This window comes from Levilactobacillus lindianensis, from assembly GCF_003946095.1.
In the GTDB taxonomy this organism is placed as follows: Bacteria; Bacillota; Bacilli; order Lactobacillales; family Lactobacillaceae; genus Levilactobacillus; species Levilactobacillus lindianensis.
This window is the reverse complement of the sequence record NZ_RHOD01000049.1, coordinates 1-6,098: the sequence shown is the minus strand read 5'-3', so window position 1 is coordinate 6,098 and position 6,098 is coordinate 1. Positions and strand designations below refer to the sequence as shown.

Here is a 6,098-nt window from a genome sequence, read left to right as displayed (position 1 = left end):
AGCAACTTTGTTAAAGAGTTGAATAATCGTCCACGCAAGGTCTTAGGCTGGAAAACTCCATCTGAAGTGTTCTATGGGAAAACGTTGCACTTGATTTGACAATTCGTCACGTGATAAGGCCCCTAAAATTTTATTTCTATCCCCAACTTAACAAAAAAATCAGACTTTAGGTTGCACATGCTCACCGTTTCTCTTAAAATTAGTGAGGCGGCTTAATTATCCGTGGGGCTTAACTGCCGCACCAAAGCCGAAAATCACGAGATCAGAGGAGGTTATTGTCATCATATTCCTATTAATTTGTTTCCTGCTGGGCGGTTATGGCGTCTGGTGGGCCTTCTTCAAGACCACAAAACGCCACTGGATCATCGGTATTCTCGGGGTATTGGTCATTCTATCGGGATTCGGCGGCCTAGGGAGCACGGGCGACTCAGCTGCACCCAAGACCAAAACCATTAAGGTCGGCACCGCCCGCCTAGCCAAGGCACAGGCCGAGTCCAGCCGCCTGGCCGACTCAGCGAGTCAACAGTCCAAGGCCAGCGACGCCCTCGATGATCAGAGCAGTTCACTAGCTGCTTCCACAGCTTCAGTGGCCAAGGCCAAGAAGGCTAGTCAGAAAAAGGCCGCAAGTGAAGCTGCCAGTGCCCGCAAAGCCGAGACGGCGACCAGCCAAGCTGCTTCAACCAGAACCAGTTCCCATAACACGCACCGGGGGAACATGAATACTAGTCAGCGGGGCAAAATCATTGGCAATAGAAATTCCAAGATTTACCACACAGCCGACCAGGCCGGTTACCGCATGAATAGTCAAAACGCGGTGTACTTCCAAACCGAAGCTCAGGCCCAAGCCGCTGGCTATAGAAAGGCGCGTCGCTAATGTCCAAAAAATTTCGTCTCACCCTATACATACTTACGGGTCTCACCCTCTTACTTGGGGGGTGCGGTTCCCAACAAGCCAGTCATTCTACGTCTAGCTCAACCAAGATCGTCCGCGATAACGGGCCAGAAAAGAAGGCCATTAAGCTTGAAAAGGCCAATGTCGCGGAAAAGAAACGCCTCGATCGCGAACAGACCCGCTTAAATCAGCAACAGACTGCCTTGAAAAAGGAAGCCCACCATAAGAAGGCTAAGAAGTCCGCAAAAACAAACCTCTCCACCCTGTCCTACAACGGCCAACAAGAGATCACAATTGATGGCAACAATCCGCACTTCAGTCATCACCAACTGTCGACAGCTAAGGGCGCTTGGCAAACCTACCACAACTTGGATAGCTTGAATCGGGTAACTGGTGCGGCTGCCCTCTTAAACCAATCCCTGATGCCTAAGAGTAAGCGTGAGGCCCTCACGGTTGACCCAACCGGTTGGCATAACAAACGTACGGCTCATGGCTGGCTCTACAACCGCAGTCATCTGATCGGTTACCAATTTACCGGACAAAATAACAATATGAAGAATCTTATGACTGGGACGCGAACCCTGAACAATCCCAGCATGTTGCATAACGAAATGGACGTTGCAACCTACCTCAAGGCCAGTCGTAAAAATTACGTCCGCTACACTGTGACGCCAATCTTTAAGGGCAACGAACTCGTCGCGCGCGGCGTGCAGATGCGTGCCCAGTCCATTGGCAGTAATGCCGTGCGCTTCAACGTCTATATCTTTAACATTGAACCCGGCTATCACATCGATTACGCCACTGGGTATAGTCGCGCTAGCTAAGCCGTTTGTCCAATGGCTGAAGACGTAAAAAGCTGTCAATTTTTAGTTCCAGGAGGATACATAATGAAAGTCCTACGACGGACACTGTCAGTCGTGGCGGTTGCCTTCACTCTTGGGAGTGTCGCCGAACCCCTCGCCGCACCAGTCACCATCGCCCAAGCACGCTCGTCACGCGTGTGGATTGCCCCTTACCAGGGTAAAAAGTACCATTATTCAAAAGGTTGTCGCGGTTTACGCCGGGCACGAAAGATCAAGCGCGTCACGCTCAAGTGGGCCAAGAAGCACCACTATAAGCGCTGCCGTATCAACGGCTGTTAGCCGTGCAAAGGAGCCTGAATTTCAGGCTCCTTTTGTTTTGCGTGCGATTACCGTGGAAGACCGTCATCACGCCATTTAGCCGCATTCACGAAAGCGTCACTACTTATTTTTCAGAAAAATGCTATACTATGTAAAGACACGATTTCTTAAGGTTCACATAATTATCCGATAAGTTTTCACAAATTTACGTGGGAATAAAGAGGTCGAAAGAATGAAAGTAGAAGATAGAACGTTTACGAAGGTCGATTGGGAACGCGCACAAAAGGCCGTTTTCGAAGAATATGACCGTTTCGTTAAGGAACTGCATGCCAAGGGTGTGGAATACACGGTCCAACAAGCCCGGCGCATCGTGATTTATCAAGACTTGGTAGACGAGTGGAAACACACGGTTCCCACTCTCATGGCGGATCTGGAAGACAACGATCTGGCCTTGACCGTTTTCAAGGACCTTGCCAAGGACAGAGTCAGCCACGTTTTACAGCGTTGTGCCAAGAAGATGGAGATTTGGCCGGATTACATTCCGTCCCCACTCACTATCTGGTTGGAACTCGCTGAAGATGCCGAACGCGAATAAACCCAGCGTAGAACAAGACACTTTGTTCTACGCTTTTTTGATCGAAAGAAAACGCCGACCTCTTCACCAGGGTCGACGTTGCTTTATTTGGCTACCTGGACCGGATCGGCCTGCCAGGTGATGAGCCCGAAATGTTCGAGTCGCATCAGAATATGATCGAGTTCCTTAGGCGTTACCGCCAGCTGTTCCCCAATTGCCTTGAACGTGATTTCTTGATCCGGATTAACTGCAATATCTAGCAGGACCTGTAGGAGTCCCAAATCCGTGTCATCAAGTTGATCAATGACCTCGTGCAACCGCTGACTGAATCCCCGAATACCGTTCTTAAAAGCAAATTCCATCCCCATTACCCCCTGTAATCATCAAGTGTCTCAGTAATTGGAGCTAGCTTACCACGTCTCGCGGCAGATCGGTTGTACGGCCACCGCCAATGATAAAGCGATTTATAAACTAACTCCCCTGGCCCAGTACCGTAATCTTTTTGCTCGGTTAAAACTAATCGTTGTATAATGAATATGCTAATTAATTATTGAGATAATTTATCACGAACGCCGACATCTATCTTATTGTTCGACTTGACTGATTTTCTCTGGTGATTACGCAATTTTCTCAACCACGTTGACTGTCAGATCGGCAATCATTATCGTCTTTGAACCAGCCAAAGATGCGTTTTTAAAAAAAGGTATACTGATCCGTGGAGACTCAAATCGTCCAAAACTGATGACGTTAAAAGCTGTACATATCCCGGGAGGAAACACATGAAAAAACAAACATTTATCATGACCGCCATGGCATTAGCCGTATTCGGTGTGGTTGGATCAACCACCACGGCACACGCCGCAAGTCACTGGAAAAACGCACAGTGGGTCGATCTAACCAAGCCGGTCAAGGTCGATAAGATTCAGAATTCGACGGCGAAGAAGCTCAAGACTTACACCATTAAATCTGGAACTCGCTACAAGATGAGCCACTGGACGGGTGCGACGCGCTGGGTTGTCCAGTCCGGCCGTTTCAATTCTGGTAAGAAGTACACCTACGCCGTTCGTAAGGGTGGGAACAACACGAGCTGGTTCAAGATGACCAAGTACCTGCCATTCCATGGCTACCGCATCGCAACTGAATTCACGATGGATAAGGCCAATACTTTTTACTCCAAGGACCAAGATAGTTCGATCCTTTCCGACTTCAAACCTACCCAATATAAAAAGGTCATCTTTGACAACGATTTGAAAGCCTTCAATCCCAAGCACCACCAATGGGATTGGGAACATGGCGATTACATCACGACTTACAAGTACAAGAAGGGTTCTTGGCATTACATTACTAGCTGGAACTACAATTTCTAATTTTGGCAAAACACCACTCGATTAGACGAGTGGTGTTTTTTCTGCCCTGCCCTCGTTTATCGGTCGGAGCTTCTTGTTATTTTAAAAGTTATCGTTGTATAATTGTTGTTATTATCACTAAACCTAGGAGTAAGGATGCGGATTTAAGATGGCACTATTCGGAAATTGCAGTATTTGTGGTAAAAAATTAAAGTTCTGGACCATGAACTATTTGGTAGACGGCCGACTTTGTGGCGACTGTTGTAAGAAGGTTGGTCTGACCGAAGACATCGATCATCTTACCGACGTCGCTGGCACTTACACCGTGCAAGAAATTAGAACATTAATCGATAATCACCAAAAAATCGATATCAATCATCAGGAAGCTAAACAAGCGGAACCTGCCGAGCCAACGCAGGACGACCTTATCGCCAATCTCAAACTTTACCAAGAGGCAACCGTCATGGCGGCTTATAAAATTACGGTTAAGTCTGGCATCGACTGGTCTTCTGTCGTGATTGCCCTTAGGGGAACCAATAAGGAATACCTGATTGCCACCAACGATCAAGTTGCCATTATCAAAACTGGTTTCATGACTGGTCATACCTTAGGGAGCGGTGTCTTCAGAATGCCCTACAGCAACATTACCAACGCTCAGGTCGACTACCATATGTTAAGCGGTTACTTTGAAATTGCGGCCGGTGGGGTTCAAAACACCGCCAAAAATTACTGGTCTACTGGTTCCGACTCCCCTCAGGAATCGCCAAACACCATCACCCTAACTGGTGACGCTTTACGTCAACACTTTCTTCAAGCAGCCGACTTAATTAATAACTATGTGGCTTTGTCCCATCAACCACAGGCTGCCGTGGCAAGCCCTACGCAAGATCCCGTTGATGAGATTCGCAAGTTTAAAGGTCTCTTGGATGACGGTATTATCACACAGGAAGAGTTTGATACTAAGAAGAAGCAGTTGCTGGGGCTGTAAGATTTGTAGCCTTGATAACAATTTTACTTAGGCTACAAATAGCATTTGAAATTTGAAACGACATTTTAGACTGTTAACTGGCTGGCAGATTCCCGGTATTTTACTGGAGACTTGCCAGCCAGTTTCGATTTCAAACAACATTTTCTTTCATTCAATCTTTACCACTAAAGCATTACAAATACTGAAGCTAAACTTCACCAAAACTGCTTTTCAAAGAAATGTAAATTATCTAACATAATTAGCGACTGGGAAACTCTATCGGGGCTTGCAACTGACGAACTTTAAAATAACTAGATTCTGAAAATTCCAATCCCATGAATCACATCGTGTCTACATATTTTTGTAGATATAGGTTGCTAAGAATACGGCGACTTTAAGTCAGTCATTGACTTGGCCATCTTCTTAGGGCAGTGTCACCTTCAAAAAGTACGTCACTCCCTGCAGCGTTGTTTCTGTATCAACTTCGGGGAACAGCGTCTCTATACTAATCCCGTCAACGATTAGCTTTGTCAACCTTGCCACTCCTTGCCTATGCTATAATTAGTTGTCGAGTCAATGTTAAATAGGCCAGGAAGATGGGAGAGCATTCCAATGAAAATACACAAGTTTTTTAAAATTGTTGTACTAATGATGGTCTCATTTGTAGCAGTTTCAGTTAGCACTATTTCTGCACATGCTTCTAGTTGGCACAAAGGCACGCCAAAGGAATTACGAGGGACATATCAGATGAAAAGAACCAGTGACGTACAGGGATTCGGTGCTGTCTTCAAGATAAAGAAGAACTCTTTCGTCCTTAGTCTCTCAGATTGGCCACTCATGATTAATACAAAATTAAAATATAAGAAATTAAGTGCGCATACCTACCGAGTTGTTGGAAGAACAAAACACAATGGTTACATCTTGGCCCACAAATACGAATCAGTCTGGTATCGCCAGGGCAAGAAGTTCATGTATGCTCCATATTCAGATTACAAAAAAGATAAAGTGAAAGCATTTAAATATTTGCGAAAAAATCCACCAATCAAAACGAAACATATTAAGAACCTCGGACCAATTATCCACATGTAATAAATAAAAAAGTGCCACACGTTCAGTAAAACTGTACTAGTCCCTGTCAAGTTGACAGATGAAATACTATAATTTTAGCGTCTTTACTCAAGCGGCTTCACCACGGTAT

8 protein-coding genes are annotated in these 6,098 nt (G+C 45.8%); 7 read left to right on the top strand and 1 reads right to left on the bottom strand.

Going from position 1 to position 6,098, the window contains the following annotated elements; translation table 11 throughout:
* Nucleotides 1-202 precede the first annotated feature (202 nt).
* From EKM70_RS11085 to EKM70_RS11070, 4 genes are all read left to right on the top strand, one after another.
* Nucleotides 203-874, top strand: a complete 672-nt coding sequence (locus EKM70_RS11085) for a 2TM domain-containing protein (protein WP_125547798.1) — start codon at nt 203-205, stop codon at nt 872-874.
* Nucleotides 874-1,716, top strand: coding sequence for a DNA/RNA non-specific endonuclease (locus EKM70_RS11080; RefSeq protein WP_125547796.1), 843 nt, complete (start codon nt 874-876; stop codon nt 1,714-1,716). Before EKM70_RS11085 ends, EKM70_RS11080 begins: the two co-directional genes overlap by 1 nt.
* Nucleotides 1,717-1,779: 63 nt before the next feature.
* Nucleotides 1,780-2,034: a hypothetical protein gene (locus tag EKM70_RS11075; RefSeq protein WP_125547794.1), complete on the top strand. Its 255-nt coding sequence runs from the start codon at nt 1,780-1,782 to the stop codon at nt 2,032-2,034.
* A 211-nt stretch (nt 2,035-2,245) separates the two neighbouring features.
* Entirely contained in the window at nt 2,246-2,608 is a 363-nt protein-coding gene (locus tag EKM70_RS11070) for a hypothetical protein (RefSeq protein WP_125547792.1), read from the top strand.
* 83 nt (nt 2,609-2,691) lie between these two features.
* Here EKM70_RS11070 and EKM70_RS11065 read toward each other — a convergent pair whose 3' ends face one another.
* Nucleotides 2,692-2,949 (bottom strand): hypothetical protein, encoded by a 258-nt coding sequence (locus EKM70_RS11065; protein WP_057878814.1) that lies wholly within the window; start codon nt 2,947-2,949, stop codon nt 2,692-2,694.
* A gap of 417 nt (nt 2,950-3,366) precedes the next feature.
* On the opposite strand from EKM70_RS11065, the gene EKM70_RS11060 reads away from it, so the two are divergent.
* From EKM70_RS11060 to EKM70_RS11050, 3 genes are all read left to right on the top strand, one after another.
* The gene (locus EKM70_RS11060; RefSeq protein ID WP_125547790.1) at nt 3,367-3,954 is read left to right on the top strand and encodes a hypothetical protein; all 588 of its coding nucleotides are present in this window, start codon (nt 3,367-3,369) and stop codon (nt 3,952-3,954) included.
* A 148-nt stretch (nt 3,955-4,102) separates the two neighbouring features.
* Nucleotides 4,103-4,921: an SHOCT domain-containing protein gene (locus EKM70_RS11445; RefSeq protein ID WP_191985901.1), complete on the top strand. Its 819-nt coding sequence runs from the start codon at nt 4,103-4,105 to the stop codon at nt 4,919-4,921.
* Nucleotides 4,922-5,512: 591 nt separating this feature from the next.
* Complete coding sequence (locus EKM70_RS11050; RefSeq protein ID WP_125547789.1) at nt 5,513-5,989, top strand: hypothetical protein; 477 nt, start codon at nt 5,513-5,515, stop codon at nt 5,987-5,989.
* The last annotated feature ends 109 nt before the right edge of the window (nt 5,990-6,098 follow it).